Here is a 19,402-nt window from a genome sequence, read left to right as displayed (position 1 = left end):
AATATTATGATAAGACAGTGGAGCAAACCCAATGACACAACAACCATCGCGCACCGGAACTTTCGGCGCAATACTGCGGGTAACCAGCGGTAATTTTCTCGAACAGTTCGACTTTTTTCTGTTCGGGTTTTACGCCACCTATATCGCAAAGACTTTCTTCCCCGCGGAGAGTGAGTTTGCCGGGCTCATGTTGACCTTTGCGGTTTTCGGTTCGGGTTTTTTAATGCGGCCGGTTGGCGCAATCGTGCTGGGTGCTTATATCGACAGAATTGGTCGCCGCAAAGGGCTGATGGTGACGCTGGCGATCATGGGCTGTGGGACCCTGCTGATTGCCCTGGTTCCCGGTTATCAAAGTATTGGCCTGCTGGCTCCTGTGCTGGTATTAGTCGGTCGATTATTGCAGGGCTTCTCTGCGGGCGTAGAGTTGGGCGGCGTTTCGGTTTATCTTTCTGAAATCGCCACGCCTGGCAATAAAGGTTTCTACACCAGCTGGCAGTCCGCCAGCCAACAGGTTGCCATTGTGGTGGCAGCGCTGATTGGCTACGGCCTGAATGCCACGCTGGGGCACGATGAAATCTCTGAATGGGGCTGGCGCATTCCGTTCTTTATTGGTTGTATGATTATTCCGTTGATCTTCGTCCTGCGCCGCTCGCTTCAGGAAACGGACGCATTTTTACAACGTACACACCGTCCCGACACCAGGGAAATTTTCACCACTATCATCAAAAACTGGCGTCTGATCTCAGCGGGTACGCTGCTGGTGGCGATGACCACAACGACGTTTTACTTTATTACCGTCTATACCCCGACCTATGGCAGGGCTGTACTCCATCTGAGCGCTCGCGACAGCCTGGTTGTCACCATGCTGGTCGGTATTTCTAACTTTATCTGGCTGCCGATTGGCGGAGCGATTTCTGACCGAATTGGTCGCCGCCCGGTATTGATGGGGATTACCGTACTCGCTCTGATCACCACCTGGCCGGTCATGCACTGGCTCACCGCCGCGCCAGATTTTATGCGCATGACGTTGGTCCTGCTTTGGTTCTCGTTCTTTTTTGGTATGTACAATGGGGCAATGGTCGCGGCACTCACCGAGGTGATGCCTGTCTATGTCCGTACGGTGGGTTTTTCACTGGCCTTCAGTCTGGCTACGGCGATTTTTGGCGGTCTGACACCCGTCATATCCACGGCACTGGTTCAGCTAACCGGAGATAAAAGCTCACCGGGATGGTGGCTGATGTGCGCGGCACTTTGCGGACTCGCCGCCACGGCAATGCTGTTTGTCCGGCTGAGTCGGGGTTATCAACCAGTGGAAAATAAGCTCTGAAATGCAAACGGGCGGAAAATTCTCCGCCCGTTGTCTTTTTCATTTTTTGAATTACTGTGCAGCATTCTTGCTGCGAATTTCCTGCCAGACCTTGTCACAATCAGCATTAACGGACTGACCGTTACCCGTGCGCGTGGCCTGGATACACTGCTGATAATCCAGCACACGTACGCTTTCTTCATTGGCAAACTGCTGGTGCTGTTTTTCTTTCTTCAGTACATTCAACACGCTTTGGCAGGCTTCTATTTTTTCCGGCGATCCTTGAGCGGTATTAATACACGCGCTGTAGGCTTCTTTCAGACGGCTGTCCTCTTTCGGCGCAGGAGATTGCGCACACGCCACCAGCCCTGATGCCATAACGGCAATGAGTATCAGTTTTTTCATAGCACTTTCCTCAACGAAGCGGCAGGCCCCTGGCCTGCCGCTGTTGGCATTAGAAGATGGTGAACGGAGCAATAACGATGAACTTCACGTCGCGCTCATCCTGGAACATGTTGCCGTAGCCACCGCCCCAGCTCGGAATGTCTGAATGGTTGTCGTACTGAGTGAAGTGCAGCTTAAACATGGTGCCCTTCGCACGACCATCCTGCAGGGTGTAGACCGCATCCAGGCTGTAAGAAGATTCTTCGATAGTCCGGTTTTTGTCGTAGTACGCATCCGGGTTAAGCTGCCAGGTTGATGGCTTAGCATCCCATGCGTAAACGTAGGACGCGCCTACCGCCCAGCCCGGCAGATTCCAGTTCTTCAGGTCATACATTGCGCCGAAGAAGACCGCCTTTTCACCGTTGGCGTTGAAGTCAGAACGGTTATCCCACCAGACATCCAGACGACCGTTTGAAGAGGCATAGGTTGGGGTCATACGCTGCAGGAAGTAACCCTGCTGGCCGTCCGCTTTAACCCAGGTCCCTTCCAGACGAAGGTCAACGACTTCTGCCACTTTGTAGCCAAAAGTCAACGCCTGCAACCAGGCAGTACCATCATAAATATCGTTCACGGTACGATCATCAACCTTGTCGCGTGCACCGTAGAACTGGTAGCTGGTGGTAAATGGGTTACCGCCTAAATCGAATTTGTAGCTGGCTTTTGCGAAGTACTGATCGACGTAACCTTCAGACTGACCAAATGCCGCTTCCAGCAACAGGTTATTTTTGAAGTCATATTTCGCGCCAATTGAGTGCAAGTAATCAACGCTGGTCTTTTTATCAGCCTGATAGAATTTATCGACTTCGGTATGCCACGGTGCTTTATATTCGTTAGCCCACATATAGGAGAAGCTCAGCGCGCCAGCATCACCATAGTCGAAGTTGGCACCGGCTTCAGCACCCTGATAGGTACCTGGCATAAAGCTCCAATGCGGTGCCAGCAGAGTCTGCCCGGTTGGTTGAATGTAACCGGCACGCGCCCAGGTTGGGCCGTATTTAAATTTAGCTGCTGCTTTATAAAGGCTAATCCCGCTCTTATCTCCGGAGTAATCCTCGTCATAGCCTTTATTTTTGGAAGAGAATGCGATTTCGTTTGGATGGCCGCTTTCGCTACTTTCGTTCATTTCAATAGCGGTAAATGCTGCGATATCAATACCAAACATATCGGCCGCATAACCGGACTGGAAGTCGAGGTTAGCGTTCCAGGTGGAGTGAGAAAGGTTGGTTTTGTATTTGTCATGATCGGTCACATCTTTACGGTCACGCTCACGCTGCCAGTAATAGATGCCGCCGGTTAAGGTTGAGTCATCAATAAATCCTTCGGCGTGTACCTGGGGAGCAACAACAAAACCCGACATTGCTGTGATACCGGCGATAGCCAGCGCCAGCGTACTACGTTTGCCACTAAACGTACGCATATGTTAATCCTCTTTGACGTATAAAATGCTGCCGACAAAAGCGGACAGCGAAAAAACAAAAAATAAAAAAAGTAGCGCTAAGAAAACCTCAGTGACTACAATGAATAGACTATTTTTCGCGACGCGAATTATCAATCTCTTTCTGTAACGAGTATGTAATAGTATGAGCAACCGCACATATTTCATTGCTTTCTGTTACATTTTCATTGGAAGATAAAAAAGCGTTGAAAAATGAAGAAAGCGCTTGTTTTCCATGGAGATGAAATCGGTTTCAGCCCATTTCACATTGAGGTAAGTTATTTAAACGCAAAAACATTCAGCTAAGCCATTATTACAAGCATGTAATTAATTCGCTCCGCAAATGGAGCTCGTTACACGGTTTTTTTGCGGAAAAAAACGCCGCATGAAGCGGCGTTTAGAGAGGATGTGTTGCGGCTTATTCGCCCGCTTTAGCCCACGTATCACGCAGACCAACGGTACGGTTAAACACCAGCTTTTCAGCCGTTGCATAACGGCTGTCCAAGCAGAAGTAACCTTCACGCTCGAACTGGAACGCTTTACCTGCAACCGCTGCCTGCAGCGACGGCTCACCGTAACCCTGCTTAATGACCAGCGATTCAGGGTTAATAACAGACAAGAAGTCTTCCGCCGCACCTGGATTTGGCACGCTAAACAGACGGTCGTACAGACGGATTTCAATCGGTAGCGCATGGGACGCGCTCACCCAGTGAATAACGCCTTTGACTTTACGACCATCGGCCGGGTCTTTGCTCAGGGTGTCGGCATCGTAGGTGCAGAAAATGGTGGTGATATTTCCTTCCGCATCTTTCTCCACACGTTCGGCTTTGATCACATAAGCATTACGCAGGCGTACTTCTTTGCCCATCACCAGACGCTTGTACTGCTTGTTCGCTTCTTCACGGAAGTCTGCGCGATCGATCCAAATTTCACCGCTAAATGGCACTTCGCGGCTGCCCATTTCCGGTTTGTTCGGATGGTTAGGCATGGTGACCAATTCGCTTTCGCCCTGCGGATAGTTTTCGATAACCAGTTTAACCGGGTCGATAACCGCCATCGCGCGCGGGGCGTTTTCGTTCAGATCTTCGCGGATACAGGATTCCAGAGAAGCGATCTCAATGGTGTTGTCTTGCTTGGTCACGCCAATGCGTTTGCAGAACTCACGGATCGCGGCAGCGGTGTAACCGCGACGACGCAGGCCAGAAATCGTCGGCATACGCGGATCGTCCCAGCCTTCAACGTGCTTGTCGGTCACCAGCAGGTTCAGCTTGCGCTTGGACATCACGGTATATTCCAGATTCAGGCGCGAGAATTCGTACTGACGCGGATGAACCGGAATGGTGATGTTGTCCAGCACCCAGTCGTACAGACGACGGTTATCCTGGAACTCAAGCGTACACAGGGAATGCGTAATGCCTTCCAGCGCATCGCTGATGCAGTGGGTAAAGTCGTACATCGGGTAGATGCACCACTTGTTGCCGGTCTGGTGGTGTTCGGCGAACTTAATGCGGTACAGCACCGGATCGCGCATCACGATAAACGGCGACGCCATGTCGATTTTCGCACGCAGGCACGCTTTACCTTCTTCAAAACCACCGGCACGCATTTTTTCGAACAGCGCCAGGTTCTCTTCGACGCTACGATCGCGGTACGGGCTGTTTTTGCCTGGCTGAGTCAGCGTGCCGCGGTATTCGCGGATTTCGTCCGCTGACAGTTCGTCAACGTACGCCAGTCCTTTATTAATAAGCTCTACCGCATAGGCGTGAAGCTGATCGAAGTAATCCGAAGAGTAGCGAATATCGCCAGTCCAGTGGAAACCTAACCATTCAACGTCGTTTTTAATCGACTCAACGTACTCGATATCTTCTTTAACCGGGTTCGTATCATCAAAACGCAGGTTGCACTGGCCCTGGTAATCTTGCGCAATGCCAAAGTTCAGACAAATGGATTTCGCGTGGCCAATGTGCAGATAGCCATTTGGCTCCGGCGGAAAACGGGTATGGATAGTGGTGTGCTTACCACTGGCCAGATCTTCATCGATGATCTGACGAATAAAGTTACTCGGGCGGGCTTCAGCCTCACTCATCGTGGATTCCTCAAAGCGTAAACAACGTATAACGGAGTATGATCTTATAAGCGACGTCAGGAGACAACTATTAGTTGCACAAAAAAGGTGTTTCAACAGGATATATGAGGGCATTTGCTGCAAAAAAAAGCGGCGGAGGAATATCCCCCGCCGCTTAAGGCACTTAACTCACTTTACTCAGGAGCAGTTATTTACCTTTAATCTCATATAGTGGTGTTTGACCGGCAACCACATGACCTTCGGCTTTAATAACCAGAGCGCCGAAATCATCGCTGTTGCTGCACACAACCGGGCTTATCATGGAACGTGCGTTAGCGTTCAGGAACTCCAGATCCATTTCCAGAATCGGTTGGCCTGCAGTAACTTCCGCACCTTCTTCGACCAGACGCTTGAAGCCTTTGCCTTCCAGCGCTACGGTGTCGATGCCCATATGGACCACGATTTCCGCGCCTTTAACCGTTTCCAGGCAGAACGCATGGTTAGTGTTGAAGATTTTCACGATGGTGCCCGCAGCCGGAGCAACCACGATTTTATCCGTTGGTTTCACTGCCACGCCGTCGCCTACAGCTTTACTGGCGAAGGCTTCATCAGGAACCTGTTCCAGCGCAACTACGTCACCAGTAATCGGAGAAACCAGCGCTTCAACGGTGACTGCATTCGCTACAGCCTGCGGTTTTGCTACTGGGGCCGCTGCTGCTGGCGCACTTTCACCAGATGCTGCTGCCACCGGGCCACGCGCGACAACTTTCTTCATTTCGTCGCCGATGGATTCGGCTTTCGCACCCACGATGACCTGGATAGTTTGCTTGTTCAGCTTAACTACTCCAGATGCACCTAAACGCTTACACATCGCATCGTTTACGCGACCGGAGTCGGCAACAGTCAGACGCAGACGAGTGATACAGGCATCAATCGCTTTCAGGTTATCAGTACCGCCAACCGCTGCAATGTAGTTGGTTGCCAGTTGAGCCAAACCTTCTTCAGTGTTGCTGTTGGCTTCTTCAGTAACGATATCGTCTTCTTTATCTTCGCGGCCCGGCGTTTTCAGGTTAAACATACGAATAACCGCGCTGAACAGCACAAAGTAGATAACGAAGAACACCAGCCCCATCACCACCAGCATCCAGACGTTCTGGCTTGCTGCCGGCAGGTTGTACATCAACACGTAGTCGATAGCACCTGCGGAGAAGGAGAAGCCTGCGTGGATCCCCAGCAGTGTTGCAACGAACAGGCTGATACCCGTTAACAGTGCGTGCAGGAGGTACAGCAGTGGAGCCAGGAACATGAACAGGAATTCCAGCGGCTCGGTAACACCGGTCAGGAACGCGGTGATCGCAACGGACAACAGCATACCGCCAACCATCGGACGACGTGCTTTAGGAGCCGCGAAGTACATCGCCAGCGCCGCACCCGGCAGACCAAACATCATGATTGGGAAGAAGCCAGACATGAACATACCCGCAGTGCCGTCACCCGCGTAGAAGCGGTTGATGTCACCGTGGAATACGGTACCTGCAGCGTTAGTAAATTCGCCAATCTGGAACCATGCGATGGTGTTCAGCACCTGATGCAGACCGGTTGGGATCAGCAGACGGTTGATGAAACCAAAGATACCGGAACCCAGCGCACCAGCGCCCACGATCCACTCACCACCCGCATGGATGGCATTCTGTACCGGCGGCCATACGTAACCGAAGATAGCAGCCAGCACCAGACAGAAGAAACCAGTGGCGATCGGCACAAAGCGTTTGCCGCCAAAGAAGCTCAGGAAGTCAGGCAGTTTGATACCAGACCAGCGGTTATACACGGCACCGCCGACCAGACCGGTGATGATACCAGCCAGCACGCCCATATTGATTGCAGGGTTAATGGTAACCATTGCTTTGGTCAATATGAAATAACCGACCGCACCTGCCAGCGCTGCCGCACCTGCGCTGTCTTTTGACCAGCTGGAAGCAACACCGATCGCAAAAATTAACGCGAGGTTATCAAAGATGGCCCCACCCGCTTGCGCGATGAAGGGTACGTTAAGTAAATCTGGTTGGCCGAATCGCAGCAGCAGTGCCGCGACTGGCAGCACAGCGATGGGGAGCTGTAACGCCCTACCCAGCCGCTGGAAAAAACCTAAAATATTCATTTTATTCCCCCTACGAGACCCCGATTAGGCTTCTTTGAAGCCATATTTTTATTGTGCGACCATTCCTGACAGCAAGATTCTGGAACAACGATATTAACCATTCATCTACATTCAGAGTGTGTGAAAAATTAATTCGTATCGCAAATTAAACGCGTGTTTTTTGTGATTCCAGTCACCAAATATCGTTATTAACCCTCCCTTTCACTGGCTAACTACGAAAACTTATTTTATCATTCAAAAAATCGAAACGGATTGATCCTTACCGATGCAAAACCAGGTTACGCTTATTACTGCACAGAGACTCAATCCGCCAATTGCTTACATTTACTTTTGAGGTGAAGAATGAGACTGATCCCCCTGAATACCGCTGAACAAGTCGGCAAATGGGCTGCTCGCCATATCGTTAACCGTATTAACGCGTTCAAACCAACGGCAGATCGTCCGTTCGTTCTGGGCCTGCCGACTGGCGGTACTCCGCTGACAGCTTATAAAGCATTGGTTGAAATGCACAAAGCGGGCCAGGTGAGCTTCAAGCATGTTGTTACTTTCAACATGGACGAATATGTTGGCCTGCCGAAAGAGCATCCGGAAAGCTACCACAGCTTTATGCACCGCAATTTCTTTGATCACGTTGATATTCCAGCAGAAAATATCAACCTCCTCAATGGTAACGCGCCGGATATTGATGCAGAATGCCGTCAGTATGAAGAAAAAATCCGTTCTTACGGTAAAATCCACCTGTTTATGGGCGGTGTAGGTAACGATGGTCACATCGCGTTCAACGAACCAGCTTCCTCTTTGGCTTCCCGTACCCGCATCAAAACGCTGACTCACGACACACGTGTTGCTAACTCACGCTTCTTTGACGGCGACGTAAGCCAGGTGCCTAAATATGCGCTGACCGTTGGCGTGGGTACCCTGCTGGATGCTGAAGAAGTGATGATCCTGGTTCTGGGCCACCAGAAAGCACAGGCGCTGCAAGCCGCCGTTGAAGGCAACGTTAACCACATGTGGACCATCAGCTGCCTGCAGTTGCATCCAAAAGCCGTTGTGGTCTGCGATGAGCCTTCCACCATGGAACTGAAAGTGAAGACGCTGAAATACTTCAACGAGTTAGAAGCGGAAAATATTAAAGGTCTGTAATTGATGTCTCCGCCCTGTCGATAAGTTGCAGGGCGGCATTTTTTTGAAATCGGGGGTCGGAATGTATGCTTTAACCCAGGGCCGGATCTTTACCGGTCACGAAATTCTTGATGACCATGCGATTGTTGTCGCCAATGGCCTGATCGACAGCGTTTGCCCACTGGCTGAATTACCGTCAGGGATTGAACAGCGCTCACTGAATGGGGCCATTGTTTCCCCCGGTTTTATTGATGTACAGCTGAACGGCTGCGGCGGTGTGCAGTTTAATGATACGGCAGAAGCCGTGACCGTTGAAACGCTGGAAATCATGCAGAAAGCCAATGAAAAATCTGGCTGCACCAACTATCTGCCAACGCTTATCACCACCAGCGATGACCTGATGAAACAGGGTGTTCGCGTGATGCGTGAATACCTGGCGAAACACCCGAATCAGGCATTAGGACTTCATCTTGAAGGACCGTGGCTGAACCTGGTGAAAAAAGGTACCCATAATCCGGGATTTGTCCGTCAGCCGGACGCTGCACTGGTTGATTTCCTGTGCGATAATGCGGATGTGATCACCAAAGTCACACTGGCACCAGAAATGGTCCCGGTAGAGGTCATCACCAAACTGGTGAATGCGGGTATCGTGGTTTCTGCGGGTCACTCCAATGCAACGGTAAAAGAAGCAAAAATTGGCTTCCGCGCAGGCATCACCTTTGCGACACATCTGTTCAACGCGATGCCGTACATTACCGGCCGTGAGCCCGGTCTGGCGGGCGCTATTTTGGATGAAGCCGATATCTACTGCGGTATCATCGCCGATGGCCTGCACGTTGACTACGTTAACATTCGTAATGCCAAACGCCTGAAAGGCGACAAGCTGTGCCTGGTCACCGATGCGACCGCGCCGGCAGGTGCAAACATTGAACAGTTCATTTTCGCTGGTAAAACAATATACTACCGCAATGGACTGTGTGTTGATGAGAACGGTACGTTGAGCGGTTCATCATTAACCATGATTGAAGGCGTACGCAATCTGGTCGAGCATGCAAATATCGCCCTCGACGAAGTCTTACGCATGGCAACGCTCTACCCTGCTCGCGCCATCGGCGTCGACAAACAACTCGGCAGCATCGCGCCAGGCAAAGTAGCCAACCTGACTGCGTTCACGCACGACTTTAAAATCATCAAGACCATCGTTAATGGCAACGAGGTCGTTACTGAGTAAGAGAAAGAATGACACCAGGCGGACAAGCTCAAATAGGTAATGTTGATCTCGTAAAACAGCTTAACAGCGCGGCGGTTTATCGCCTGATTGACCAGCATGGGCCAATCTCGCGAATTCAAATTGCCGAGCAAAGCCAGCTTGCCCCCGCCAGCGTAACCAAAATTACGCGTCAGTTGATCGAACGCGGGCTGATCAAAGAAGTCGATCAGCAGGCCTCCACCGGGGGCCGCCGCGCTATCTCTATCGTCACAGAAACCCGCAATTTCCACGCCATCGGCGTACGCCTGGGTCGCCACGACACAACGCTCACGCTCTATGATATGAGCAGTAAAGTGGTTGCTGAAGAGCATTACCCTCTCCCGGAGCGCACCCAGGAAACGCTGGAATATGCTCTGCTCAACACCATTGCCATCTTTATTGAGAACTGCCAGCGGAAAATCCGTGAGCTGATCGCAATTTCTGTCATCTTGCCAGGCCTTGTCGATCCTGAAAGCGGCGTCATCCGCTATATGCCGCACATTCAGGTCGAAAACTGGGGGCTGGTCGAAGCGCTCGAAAAACGCTTCAAGGTTACCTGCTTTGTCGGTCACGATATCCGCAGTCTGGCGCTGGCCGAGCACTATTTCGGGGCAAGCCAGGATTGCGAAGACTCCATTTTGGTGCGTGTGCACCGCGGAACCGGGGCGGGAATTATTTCTAATGGCCGAATTTTTATCGGTCGCAATGGTAACGTGGGTGAGATTGGTCATATTCAGGTAGAGCCGCTGGGTGAGCGCTGTCACTGCGGTAACTTCGGCTGTCTGGAAACCATTGCCGCCAATGCCTCCATCGAACACCGCGTGCAGAACTTATTGAAACAGGGTTATCCAAGCCGGCTCACGCTGGATGATTGCAGCATCAAAGCTATCTGTAAGGCGGCAAATAAAGGCGATAACCTGGCAGCAGAAGTCATTGAGCACGTTGGTCGCCACCTGGGTAAAACCATCGCCATCGCTATCAACCTGTTTAACCCACAAAAAATCGTCATTGCGGGCGAAATTACCGAGGCTGATAAAGTGCTGCTGCCTGCAATAGAAAGCTGTATCAACACGCAGGCGTTGAAAGCGTTTCGCCACAATTTACCGGTGGTTCGTTCCACGCTGGATCACCGCTCTGCCATTGGCGCCTTTGCGTTGGTGAAGCGTGCGATGCTCAACGGTACACTGCTGCAACGTTTGCTGGAAAACTAATACACGTCATCCTTCGAGCTGCCTCTGCGTTAGCTGCATCTGCTCACCCCGGTCACTTACTTCAGTAAGCTCCAGGGGTTCGCAGACTTGCCGCCTTGATGCAACTCGAATGATGTAGTGTATTTTGTGTATAGTAATGCCTTCTTTTTTTAATGTCGGATTGTCCATGGCCATTAAGAATGTAATTTGTGATATCGACGGCGTGCTGATGCACGACAATGTTGCCGTACCAGGTGCGGCAGAATTTCTGACTGGGATCCTGGAAAAAGGCCTGCCGTTAGTCCTGCTGACTAACTACCCTTCGCAGACCGGGCAAGATCTGGCAAACCGCTTCGCCACCGCGGGTGTGAATGTCCCTGATAGCGTCTTTTATACTTCCGCGATGGCTACCGCTGATTTCCTTCGTCGCCAGGAAGGAAAAAAGGCCTATGTGGTGGGTGAAGGCGCGTTAATTCACGAACTGTACAAAGCTGGATTTACCATTACCGACGTGAACCCCGATTTTGTGATTGTTGGCGAGACACGTTCCTATAACTGGGACATGATGCATAAAGCAGCATATTTTGTCGCCAACGGCGCGCGTTTTATCGCCACTAACCCGGATACCCACGGTCGCGGCTTTTATCCCGCCTGTGGAGCACTCTGTGCCGGTATTGAGAAAATCTCAGGTCGTAAACCGTTTTATGTCGGCAAACCCAGCCCGTGGATTATTCGCGCGGCTCTCAACAAAATGCAGGCGCACTCGGAAGAAACCGTTATCGTTGGCGACAACCTGCGTACCGATATTCTGGCTGGTTTTCAGGCGGGTCTGGAAACTATCCTGGTACTGTCTGGCGTATCCAAGCTTGATGATATTGACAACATGCCGTTCAGACCAAGCTGGATTTACCCATCCGTTGCTGAAATAGACGTCATTTAATCTCTTTAGCCGGATAACAACATCTGTAAGTTATCCGGCCTGAAAAATACATCCATTCAATAAAATCACCACTTCACTGTTGATTCATCAATAATTGCGCTCATTACATAATCTTTTTTCACCAATCCACAATGACTATTGCGTTTTTTATTTTCTGACCCGTAATTCGCTTGCGCCCTCTCCAGCTTTGCGGCATTTTCTTTATCAAGCAAACATAAAAAGCATCACGCAACAGGTTAACGGAGAAGGTTATGTGTTCTATTTTTGGCGTATTCGATATTAAAACTGACGCAGTTGAACTGCGTAAAAAAGCCCTGGAACTGTCTCGTCTGATGCGCCACCGCGGCCCGGACTGGTCAGGTATTTACGCCTGTGATAACGCCATTCTGGCGCACGAACGTCTGTCCATCGTCGACGTCAATGCCGGTGCTCAGCCGCTGTACAACATGAAGAAGACACATATCCTGGCGGTTAACGGTGAAATTTATAACCACCAGACACTGCGTGCTGAATACGGCGATCGCTACCAGTTCCAGACCGGTTCCGACTGCGAAGTTATCCTCGCGCTGTATCAGGAAAAAGGACCCGCTTTCCTCGATGACCTGCAAGGGATGTTCGCTTTTGCCCTGTACGACAGCGAGCAGGACGCCTACCTGATCGGTCGTGATCATATCGGGATCATCCCGCTGTATATGGGTTACGACGAGCACGGTAACTTCTACGTTGCGTCTGAAATGAAAGCGCTGGTTCCTGTCTGCCGCACAATCAAAGAATTCCCGGCCGGTAGCTATTTGTGGAGTAAAGACGGTGAAATTCGTCAGTACTACCAGCGCGACTGGTTTGAATACGATGCCGTCAAAGACAACGTTACCGATAAAAACGAGCTGCGCCAGGCGCTGGAAGATGCGGTGAAAAGTCACCTGATGTCAGATGTTCCTTATGGAGTTCTGTTGTCCGGTGGTCTGGATTCATCCGTCATTTCCGCGATCACTAAAAAATACGCGGCACGCCGTGTTGAAGATCAGGAACGTAGCGAAGCCTGGTGGCCACAGCTGCACTCCTTCGCCGTCGGCCTGGAAGGCGCTCCGGATCTAAAAGCTGCGCAAGAGGTGGCGAACCATCTGGGGACCGTGCACCATGAGATCCACTTCACCGTGCAAGAAGGTCTGGATGCGATCCGCGACGTGATTTACCACATCGAAACTTACGATGTCACGACGATTCGCGCCTCGACGCCAATGTACTTAATGTCGCGTAAAATTAAAGCGATGGGCATTAAAATGGTGTTGTCGGGTGAAGGTTCGGACGAGGTGTTTGGCGGCTACCTCTATTTCCACAAGGCGCCAGATGCAAAAGAACTGCACGAAGAAACTGTACGCAAGCTGCAAGCGCTGCATATGTTCGACTGCGCCCGTGCCAACAAAGCCATGTCGGCCTGGGGTGTAGAAGCTCGCGTGCCCTTCCTGGATAAGAAATTCCTTGATGTGGCGATGCGCATCAACCCGCAGGACAAAATGTGCGGCAACGGCAAAATGGAAAAACACGTTCTGCGCGAATGTTTTGAGTCCTACCTGCCGGCAAGCGTCGCATGGCGTCAGAAAGAACAGTTCTCTGACGGTGTCGGTTACAGCTGGATTGACACCCTGAAAGAGGTGGCTGCAGAACAAGTTTCTGACCAACAACTGGAAACTGCCAGCTTCCGTTTTCCGTACAACACGCCATCGTCAAAAGAAGCGTATTTGTACCGTGAGATTTTCGAAGAGTTGTTCCCGGTAGCAAGCGCTGCCGAATGTGTGCCTGGCGGGCCGTCGGTTGCCTGTTCTTCTGCCAAGGCGATCGAATGGGATGAGGCGTTTAAAACCATGAACGATCCGTCTGGCCGTGCCGTTGGCGTACACCAGTCTGCTTATAAATAAGTTAATCCTTAGATAAGAGCCCTGCGGGGCTCTTTTTTTATGTTTGTTTTCTGTGCAAAAAAACAATTAATAACTAATAATTGCCGAATATTGCGTCATGCTGTTCGCAACCTAACCAAACAGTCACATTCCAGCTATTTTCAATGAAAAAGGGGTTGACGCTTCAAGGCTCAATACGCATAATGCGCCCCGCAACGCCGATAAGGTTACGCGAAAAAAAGATGGCTACGTAGCTCAGCTGGTTAGAGCACATCACTCATAATGATGGGGTCACAGGTTCGAATCCCGTCGTAGCCACCATCTTTTTTGCGGGAGTGGCGAAATTGGTAGACGCACCAGATTTAGGTTCTGGCGCCGCAAGGTGTGCGAGTTCAAGTCTCGCCTCCCGCACCATTCACCCGTAAGCGTTGCACGGATGGGGTATCGCCAAGCGGTAAGGCACCGGTTTTTGATACCGGCATTCCCTGGTTCGAATCCAGGTACCCCAGCCATTTTTTCTTCGATATAGCGGTTCACCGCAACGGTCATTGGGGTATCGCCAAGCGGTAAGGCACCGGTTTTTGATACCGGCATTCCCTGGTTCGAATCCAGGTACCCCAGCCATCGAAGAAAATGTTAGTATTTGGCTACGTAGCTCAGCTGGTTAGAGCACATCACTCATAATGATGGGGTCACAGGTTCGAATCCCGTCGTAGCCACCATATTAAGGACGTATCGACTCGTTCGGTAAATCCAAAAAATTGTTGGGGTATCGCCAAGCGGTAAGGCTCTGGTTTCTGATACCAGCATTCCGAGGTTCGAATCCTCGTACCCCAGCCAATTTCAAAAAGTCGTCCACTCTGTGGGTGCACCCGTTGGGGTATCGCCAAGCGGTAAGGCTCTGGTTTCTGATACCAGCATTCCGAGGTTCGAATCCTCGTACCCCAGCCATATTAAAAAAGCTCGCTTCGGCGAGCTTTTTGCTTTTCTGACGCCGGATGACGGCAAGCTTTACCCGGCCTACATGAGCTGTAGGCCTGATAAACGTAGCGCCATCAGGCACCACTCGAGCTACAACCCTAACGCATACTTCAGTGCCTGACGTTTCAGTACTCCAGCGCGCTCTGCGGCCATGAGCCCGAGATTACGCATGATGCGCAGCGGCTGCAGGTTATTGCTAAATCCAGCATAGAACAGATCCATACCGCTTTGCATGATGAAATTGTCAGTCATACGGCGATTCTGATAGCGCTTGAGCACCGGCTGACTGGCCCAGGATTCACCGTAGCTGCGCGCGTTCACCAGCACATCAATCAACGCATCAACATCACGAAAGCCCAGATTGACGCCCTGCCCCGCCAGCGGATGAATGGTATGCGCGGCATCACCTACCAGCGCCAGCCCCGGTTGCACATATTGCAGCGCATGACGACGCGTAAGCGGGAACGCCCCCGCAGCCACTGGCATCACCTTACCGAGTCGCGATGGAAAATGTTTAGCAATCTCCGTCTGCAATTGCGGCATATTCAGCGCTTGCAATTGGCGGATGCGAGCCGGTGAGTCGTACCACACCAACGAGGCCCAGTTATCAAACAGCGGTAAAAACGCGCGCGGGCCGTCAGGCGTAAATTGCTGCCAGGTGCTGTCTCCCGGTGAGTTTTCGCATTGCACGGTTATCAACATACAGGACTGCGCGTACTGCCAGGCATGGATACCAATCCCGGCCATTTTTCGCACCTGAGAGTTGGCACCATCGGCGCCGATGACCAGCTTCGCGCTGATGGTTTCGCCGCCTGCCAGCTCAAGCTCATGTCGATCGTTATGTTGATGCAAAGAAATCAGGGACGCCGGTACGCGCAGCGTGACTTTAGGGTGAGCTTCCAGAGCCTGCCAGAGCGCCTGTTGCAGGACCGTGTTTTCCACCATATAGCCCAACAGAGGCAGCTTAAGCTCGGCGGCATCAAACATCACATGGGCATTTTCCCACTCCCACGTTTCCAGTCGACGATAAGGATGGCTGCGCATCCCCTGCACCGTATCCCAGACGCCCAGCCCTTTTAGCAACGACACCGATGCGGAACTTATGGCAGAAATTCTGACATCAGGCTGTCCGTCAGCCACAAACGGCGCGGGAACGGCATGCTCAATGACCGTTACCGTAAATCCATGCTGCGCCAGTCCAAGCGCCAGCGCGCCGCCGACCATCCCCCCGCCGACAATGGCAATTTCCGTTGGTTGATTTGTCATGGTCAATTATCCAGTTACATGTATTGTGTAAGTTTACAGGATTTTTTACCCCTTGAGGCTGACATCCGTCATACTGGTCACAACCGCGCCAAAGCAGTACACTATGCGCCCTGCATTTCAGCCACAATTTCGCAAGAGCAAGTCGATGACCAAAAAACTCCATATTAAAACCTGGGGCTGTCAGATGAACGAATACGATTCATCGAAGATGGCCGATCTGCTGGATGCCACTCATGGGTATCAACTGACTGACGTGGCGGAAGAAGCGGATGTGCTGCTGCTGAATACCTGCTCAATCCGTGAGAAGGCTCAGGAAAAAGTGTTCCATCAACTGGGCCGCTGGAAACTGTTAAAAGAGAAAAATCCCAAGCTCATCATTGGGGTCGGTGGCTGTGTTGCGTCTCAGGAAGGCGATCATATTCGCCAGCGCGCGCATTACGTCGATATTATTTTTGGGCCGCAAACGCTGCACCGCCTGCCTGAAATGATCAACAAAGTGCGTGGAAGCACGACCCGTAGCCCGGTGGTTGATATCAGTTTCCCGGAGATCGAAAAGTTCGACCGCCTGCCGGAACCGCGTGCTGAAGGTCCAAGCGCGTTTGTGTCCATCATGGAAGGTTGTAATAAATATTGTACTTACTGCGTGGTGCCCTACACCCGCGGTGAGGAAGTCAGCCGTCCGGCGGATGATATTCTGTTTGAAATCGCCCAGCTTGCAGCCCAAGGCGTGCGTGAAGTGAACCTGCTGGGGCAAAACGTGAACGCCTGGCGTGGTGAGAACTACGACGGCACGATCGGATCTTTTGCCGATCTGTTACGTCTGGTCGCAGCGATCGACGGTATTGATCGTATCCGCTTCACCACCAGCCATCCGATCGAATTCACCGATGATATCGTTGAAGTTTATCGCGATACGCCAGAGCTGGTGAGCTTCCTGCATCTGCCGGTACAGAGCGGTTCAGACCGCGTACTGAACCTGATGGGGCGTACCCATACCGCGCTGGAATACAAAGCGATCATCCGCAAACTGCGCGCTGCGCGTCCGGATATCCAGATTAGCTCCGACTTCATCGTTGGCTTCCCGGGTGAGACCACGCAGGATTTCGAGCAGACCATGAAGCTGATTGCTGACGTCAATTTTGACATGAGCTACAGCTTTATTTTCTCTGCGCGTCCTGGCACCCCTGCCGCCGATATGGTTGACGACGTACCGGAAGAAGAGAAGAAACAGCGTCTGTACATTCTACAGGAGCGTATCAACCAGCAAGCTATGGCCTGGAGCCGCCGTATGGTCGGCACGACCCAGCGCATTCTGGTTGAAGGCACATCGCGTAAGAGCATCATGGAACTGTCAGGCCGTACCGAAAATAACCGTGTGGTGAACTTTGAAGGCAACCCGGATATGGTCGGTAAGTTCGTGGACGTAGAAATTACCGATGTCTGGACTAACTCCCTGCGCGGTAAAGTGGTGCGTACCGAGGACGAAATGGGCCTGCGCATCGCAGAATCCCCTGAGTCGGTTATTGCGCGTACGCGCAAAGAAAACGATCTGGGCGTCGGTATTTATCAGCCTTAATCCTGCTGAAAAACGTAAACAAGGCCCGATGGCACTATGCTTATCGGGCCAACACTCCCAGGCTCGCTGCTCCAGCGGGCCTTGTAATCAGCCCTGTCATCCCCATATTTATTGCAATGCTTGCGCCTTTCCCCCATGGCGTGAATAATTTCCTTAGATGCCGGTAAATGTTCAGCGTCCGGCGAGACATGCATAAGAGGAACAGTTTGAACATAGACACTCGCGAAATCACCCTTGAACCCGCAGACAACGCCCGCCTGTTGAGCCTTTGCGGCCCCTTTGATGACAACATCAAACAGCTGGAACGTCGCCTCGGCATCGAAATTAACCGCCGTGACAACCACTTTAAGCTGACCGGTCGCCCCATTTGCGTCACCGCGGCGGCAGATATTTTACGTAGCCTGTACGTCGATACCGCCCCAATGCGCGGTCAGACGCAGGACATCGAGCCTGAACAAATTCATCTGGCGATCAAAGAAGCGCGTGTGCTTGAGCAAAGCGCAGACAGCGTGCCTGAATTTGGCAAAGCGGTGAACATCAAAACCAAGCGTGGAGTAATTAAGCCGCGTACACCGAACCAGGCACAGTACATTGCGAATATCCTCGACCACGACATCACCTTTGGCGTTGGCCCTGCGGGTACGGGTAAAACGTATCTCGCCGTTGCCGCTGCGGTCGATGCGCTTGAGCGTCAGGAGATCCGTCGCATTCTGCTGACCCGTCCGGCAGTGGAAGCGGGCGAAAAACTGGGATTCCTGCCAGGAGATCTCAGCCAGAAAGTCGATCCGTATTTACGACCGCTGTATGACGCGCTGTTCGAAATGCTCGGTTTTGAAAAGGTTGAAAAGCTGATTGAGCGTAACGTCATTGAAGTTGCGCCGCTGGCTTATATGCGCGGTCGTACGTTAAACGATGCGTTCATCATTCTTGATGAAAGCCAGAACACTACCATCGAACAGATGAAAATGTTCCTGACCCGTATCGGCTTTAACTCTAAAGCGGTCATCACAGGTGATATCACCCAGATTGACCTGCCGCGTAGCACCAAATCTGGTCTGCGTCATGCCATTGAAGTACTGGCTGAAGTCGACGAAATTAGTTTTAATTTCTTCCATAGCGAAGACGTGGTTCGCCACCCGGTGGTTGCCCGTATCGTCACGGCGTATGAAGCCTGGGAAGAAGCAGAACAGAAACGCAAAGCCGAGCAGGCTGCAGAACGCAAGCGCGAAGCTCAGGAGCAGGAACAAAAATGAGTCAGGTTATCCTCGATTTACAGCTGGCATGTGAAGACGAATCCGGTCTGCCAACAGAAAGTCAGTTTCAGGGCTGGCTGGATGCGGTGATCCCGCAGTTTCAGGAAGAGTCTGAAGTGACGATTCGTCTGGTCGATGACGCGGAAAGCCACGACCTGAACCTGACCTATCGCGGGAAAGACAAATCCACCAACGTGCTCTCTTTCCCGTTTGAGGCTCCGCCGGGCATCGAGATGCCGCTGCTGGGCGATTTGATCATCTGCCGTCAGGTGGTTGAGAAAGAAGCGCAGGAGCAAGGCAAACCGCTTGAGGCCCACTGGGCGCACATGGTGGTGCACGGTAGCCTACATTTACTCGGCTACGACCATATTGAAGACGATGAAGCGGAAGAGATGGAATCCCTCGAAACAGAGATTATGCTTGCTCTGGGCTATGAGGATCCGTACATTGCCGAGAAAGAGTAAGCATTTCGACATCTTGTAGGCCTGATAAGGCCTACCTGGTTTGAAGTACAATGAAGAG

Annotated in this window: 14 protein-coding genes and 7 tRNA genes; 16 read left to right on the top strand and 5 right to left on the bottom strand. The window is 51.7% G+C overall.

What is annotated here, in order from left to right; genetic code table 11:
• Positions 1-31 precede the first annotated feature (31 nt).
• Positions 32-1,327: an MFS transporter gene (locus tag OGY71_RS18795; RefSeq protein WP_126318831.1), complete on the top strand. Its 1,296-nt coding sequence runs from the start codon at positions 32-34 to the stop codon at positions 1,325-1,327.
• A gap of 51 nt (positions 1,328-1,378) precedes the next feature.
• On the opposite strand, the gene OGY71_RS18790 is transcribed toward OGY71_RS18795, so the two are convergent.
• From OGY71_RS18790 to nagE, 4 genes are all read right to left on the bottom strand, one after another.
• Positions 1,379-1,711 (bottom strand): ChiQ/YbfN family lipoprotein, encoded by a 333-nt coding sequence (locus OGY71_RS18790; RefSeq protein WP_063940703.1) that lies wholly within the window; start codon positions 1,709-1,711, stop codon positions 1,379-1,381.
• Between the two features lie 49 nt (positions 1,712-1,760).
• Positions 1,761-3,167: a chitoporin ChiP gene (chiP, locus tag OGY71_RS18785; protein WP_003831346.1), complete on the bottom strand. Its 1,407-nt coding sequence runs from the start codon at positions 3,165-3,167 to the stop codon at positions 1,761-1,763.
• Positions 3,168-3,603: 436 nt separating this feature from the next.
• Positions 3,604-5,271 carry a glutamine--tRNA ligase gene (gene glnS, locus OGY71_RS18780; protein ID WP_063940704.1) on the bottom strand — a complete coding sequence of 556 codons (1,668 nt, stop codon included), beginning with the start codon at positions 5,269-5,271 and terminating at the stop codon, positions 3,604-3,606.
• A 187-nt stretch (positions 5,272-5,458) separates the two neighbouring features.
• On the bottom strand, positions 5,459-7,408 hold the full coding sequence (gene nagE, locus OGY71_RS18775) for a PTS N-acetyl glucosamine transporter subunit IIABC (RefSeq protein WP_003831342.1): 1,950 nt from the start codon (positions 7,406-7,408) through the stop codon (positions 5,459-5,461).
• Positions 7,409-7,750: 342 nt separating this feature from the next.
• Between nagE and nagB the strand changes: the two genes are divergently transcribed.
• The 12 genes from nagB to OGY71_RS18715 all read left to right on the top strand — a co-directional run bounded on the left by nagB (position 7,751) and on the right by OGY71_RS18715 (position 14,755).
• Positions 7,751-8,551 carry a glucosamine-6-phosphate deaminase gene (gene nagB / locus OGY71_RS18770; protein ID WP_003022803.1) on the top strand — a complete coding sequence of 267 codons (801 nt, stop codon included), beginning with the start codon at positions 7,751-7,753 and terminating at the stop codon, positions 8,549-8,551.
• A 61-nt stretch (positions 8,552-8,612) separates the two neighbouring features.
• Positions 8,613-9,761, top strand: a complete 1,149-nt coding sequence (gene nagA / locus OGY71_RS18765; protein WP_003831339.1) for an N-acetylglucosamine-6-phosphate deacetylase — start codon at positions 8,613-8,615, stop codon at positions 9,759-9,761.
• Positions 9,762-9,769: 8 nt separating this feature from the next.
• Positions 9,770-10,990 carry a DNA-binding transcriptional regulator NagC gene (gene nagC / locus OGY71_RS18760; RefSeq protein WP_003831335.1) on the top strand — a complete coding sequence of 407 codons (1,221 nt, stop codon included), beginning with the start codon at positions 9,770-9,772 and terminating at the stop codon, positions 10,988-10,990.
• Between the two features lie 166 nt (positions 10,991-11,156).
• Complete coding sequence (nagD, locus tag OGY71_RS18755; protein WP_003022792.1) at positions 11,157-11,909, top strand: ribonucleotide monophosphatase NagD; 753 nt, start codon at positions 11,157-11,159, stop codon at positions 11,907-11,909.
• A 251-nt stretch (positions 11,910-12,160) separates the two neighbouring features.
• Positions 12,161-13,825, top strand: a complete 1,665-nt coding sequence (gene asnB / locus OGY71_RS18750; RefSeq protein WP_003831332.1) for an asparagine synthase B — start codon at positions 12,161-12,163, stop codon at positions 13,823-13,825.
• A gap of 223 nt (positions 13,826-14,048) precedes the next feature.
• Positions 14,049-14,125 (top strand) — tRNA-Met (locus tag OGY71_RS18745).
• Positions 14,126-14,133: 8 nt separating this feature from the next.
• A tRNA-Leu gene (locus OGY71_RS18740) sits at positions 14,134-14,218 on the top strand.
• A gap of 23 nt (positions 14,219-14,241) precedes the next feature.
• A tRNA-Gln gene (locus OGY71_RS18735) sits at positions 14,242-14,316 on the top strand.
• Positions 14,317-14,353: 37 nt separating this feature from the next.
• Positions 14,354-14,428 (top strand) — tRNA-Gln (locus OGY71_RS18730).
• Positions 14,429-14,449: 21 nt separating this feature from the next.
• Positions 14,450-14,526 (top strand) — tRNA-Met (locus tag OGY71_RS18725).
• Positions 14,527-14,569: 43 nt separating this feature from the next.
• A tRNA-Gln gene (locus OGY71_RS18720) sits at positions 14,570-14,644 on the top strand.
• 36 nt (positions 14,645-14,680) lie between these two features.
• Positions 14,681-14,755: transfer RNA gene (locus OGY71_RS18715), tRNA-Gln, on the top strand.
• A 120-nt stretch (positions 14,756-14,875) separates the two neighbouring features.
• Here the strand turns inward: OGY71_RS18715 and ubiF are convergent.
• A complete protein-coding gene (ubiF, locus tag OGY71_RS18710; RefSeq protein ID WP_003831329.1) occupies positions 14,876-16,051 on the bottom strand; it encodes a 3-demethoxyubiquinol 3-hydroxylase in 1,176 nt (391 codons plus the stop codon).
• A gap of 145 nt (positions 16,052-16,196) precedes the next feature.
• Between ubiF and miaB the strand changes: the two genes are divergently transcribed.
• From miaB to ybeY, 3 genes are all read left to right on the top strand, one after another.
• Positions 16,197-17,627: a tRNA (N6-isopentenyl adenosine(37)-C2)-methylthiotransferase MiaB gene (miaB, locus tag OGY71_RS18705; RefSeq protein WP_003831327.1), complete on the top strand. Its 1,431-nt coding sequence runs from the start codon at positions 16,197-16,199 to the stop codon at positions 17,625-17,627.
• Between the two features lie 206 nt (positions 17,628-17,833).
• Positions 17,834-18,880 carry a PhoH family protein gene (locus OGY71_RS18700; protein WP_003022776.1) on the top strand — a complete coding sequence of 349 codons (1,047 nt, stop codon included), beginning with the start codon at positions 17,834-17,836 and terminating at the stop codon, positions 18,878-18,880.
• Positions 18,877-19,344 carry an rRNA maturation RNase YbeY gene (ybeY, locus tag OGY71_RS18695; RefSeq protein ID WP_003831323.1) on the top strand — a complete coding sequence of 156 codons (468 nt, stop codon included), beginning with the start codon at positions 18,877-18,879 and terminating at the stop codon, positions 19,342-19,344. The genes OGY71_RS18700 and ybeY overlap by 4 nt, the downstream gene beginning before the upstream one ends.
• The last annotated feature ends 58 nt before the right edge of the window (positions 19,345-19,402 follow it).

It is taken from the genome of Citrobacter sp. Cpo109 (assembly GCF_030332565.1).
GTDB lineage: Bacteria > Pseudomonadota > Gammaproteobacteria > Enterobacterales > Enterobacteriaceae > Citrobacter > Citrobacter portucalensis.
The sequence above is the reverse complement of the archived record's forward strand: the minus strand, read 5'-3'. Positions and strand labels throughout refer to the sequence as shown.